Origin of the sequence: Romboutsia sp. 13368 (assembly GCF_018336475.1) — a bacterium.
Classification (GTDB): Bacteria; Bacillota; Clostridia; order Peptostreptococcales; family Peptostreptococcaceae; genus Romboutsia.
Genome location: NZ_CP048741.1, coordinates 349,071 through 351,316 on the forward strand (window position 1 = coordinate 349,071; position 2,246 = coordinate 351,316).

Annotated in this window: 2 protein-coding genes; both read left to right on the forward strand. The window is 26.7% G+C overall.

The window, feature by feature from the left end; all coding sequences use genetic code 11:
- Positions 1–122: 122 nt before the first annotated feature.
- Positions 123–563 carry a YaiI/YqxD family protein gene (locus tag G3997_RS01385; RefSeq protein WP_296646929.1) on the forward strand — a complete coding sequence of 147 codons (441 nt, stop codon included), beginning with the start codon at positions 123–125 and terminating at the stop codon, positions 561–563.
- Between the two features lie 107 nt (positions 564–670).
- On the forward strand, positions 671–2,071 hold the full coding sequence (locus tag G3997_RS01390; protein ID WP_296646932.1) for an MATE family efflux transporter: 1,401 nt from the start codon (positions 671–673) through the stop codon (positions 2,069–2,071).
- The last annotated feature ends 175 nt before the right edge of the window (positions 2,072–2,246 follow it).

The following is a 2,246-nucleotide window of genomic DNA, read 5'->3' on the forward strand; positions in this document are numbered from 1 at the left end:
TTGTTTTTAYATTCAAAGAAGTCTGTATTAATTAAATTAAAAAATAGTTTTAATATAGATATAGAATTAATATAGATTAAGTAAACTTTTTATATTTAATTAAATTTAGAATGAGGTAGTAGATGAAAATTTTAATAGACGCAGATGGATGTCCAGTAGTAGATATAAGTATTAAGATAGCAAAAACTTATAGTATCCCGATTATAATAATGTGTGATACTTCTCATATAATTAATAAAACTGGTGTTGAAACAATAGTATTATCTAAAGGTTCGGATTCAGTTGACTTTGCATTAGTTAATAAAGTAAATAAAGGTGATATTATAGTAACTCAAGATTATGGACTAGCAGCTATGGTACTTTCTAAAGGAGGATATCCTATAAATCAAAACGGGATGTTATATACTAATGAGAATATAGATCAACTATTATTTACAAGGCATTTATCTAAAAAAATTAGAAATGCTGGTCATAGAACAAAAGGACCACGAAAAAGAACTAAAGATGATGATATTAAATTTGAGAAAAACTTAATATCATTAATAGAAAGGGTTATTTTATAAATACATTCAAAATACATACTTATTAAAGTAAATTATATTATAAATAAAAGAGTTAAATATTAATAAAAGAGTTAAATATTATAAAAATATATATAAGGGGTGATGAAATGTCTAATTCAACTACAGATTTAGGAAGTCAGAGTATAGGAAAGTTATTATTGAAATTGGCAACACCATCAATAATAGCACAATTAGTAAATGTTTTATACAACATAGTTGATAGAATATTTATAGGTAGAATGCCAAATGGAGAAGTTGCTATGGCTAGTATTGGAGTAGCATTCCCAATAGTTCTTTTGGTATCAGCATTTGCAGCATTTATTGGTATGGGTGGAGCACCACTTGCTGCAATAAAAATGGGAGAACAAGATAATGATTCAGCTGAAAAAATAATGACTAATAGCTTTGCATCATTATTAATAATAGCCTTAACATTAACGATTGTATTTTTAATTTTTAGAGAACCAATTCTTTGGAAATTTGGAGCTAGTGAAAGTACAATAGGATATGCTATGGATTATTTAGGAATATATCTTATAGGAACTGTATTTGTTCAAATTGCATTAGGGATGAATCCTTTTATAAATACACAAGGATTTGCAAAAATAGGAATGATGACAGTAACTATAGGAGCTATAATAAATATAGTTCTTGACCCTATACTTATATTTGGATTTAATATGGGAGTTAAAGGTGCTGCAATTGCAACTATAGTAGCACAAGCTGTATCAGCTATATGGGTATTAAGGTTCTTAAATAGTAAAAATACTATACTTAGATTAAGAAAAAAATATCTTAAAATAGATTTAAAAACTATGAAACCAGTTTTTGCTTTAGGGATAGCACCATTTATAATGCAAAGTACAGAAAGTTTAGTTTTAGTTTCATTAAATAGCCAATTACAAAAATATGGTGGAGACTTAGCTGTAGGTGCAATGACTATAATGAGCAGTATAATGCAAATAATATTACTTCCAGCTAATGGAGTAACTCAAGGTGCTCAACCTATAATAAGTTATAACTTTGGGGCTAAAAATATAGATAGAGTAAAGAAAACATTTAAATATACAGTTATGGCTACTTTATCATATACAACTTTTATGTGCTTAATTCTTATGATAGCACCTCAAGTGGTAGTAAAAATATTTAATAATGACCCTGCATTAGTAGATATAACTTCATGGAGTATAAAAATTTATTTTGCTGGTATTTTTATGTTTGGTATACAAGCAGCATGTCAAAGTACATTGCTAGCACTAGGTCAAGCAAAAATATCTCTTTTCTTAGCATTACTTAGAAAAATAATTTTACTTGTACCGCTTATATTTATATTGCCAGCTATTCTAGAGGAAAAACTATTTGCAGTGCTTTTAGCAGAACCAGTAGCTGATATTACTGCAGTGATAATTACATCAATATGTTTTACTATRTTTTATAAGAAAACACTTACTAATGTAACAAATATAGATAATAAATTTATTGGAAAAGAAGAAACAAGTATAAATTAACGTTAATTAAAAAACTCTTATGGATATATAATATACATAAGAGTTTTTTACGTACTAGGATTTTATACTGCATAAAAATTTGTTGATAACTTTTGAATTAAAGTAATATTAATATATCTAGAAAAGTAAAAAATGACATTTTTAAGCAACGGATGTATCCGAAATGGTAATGAGG

Coding starts and splice junctions, on each gene's coding strand:
- G3997_RS01385 (WP_296646929.1), top strand. CDS start 123: ATGAAAATTTTAATAGACGCAGATGGATGTCCAGTAGTAGATATAAGT.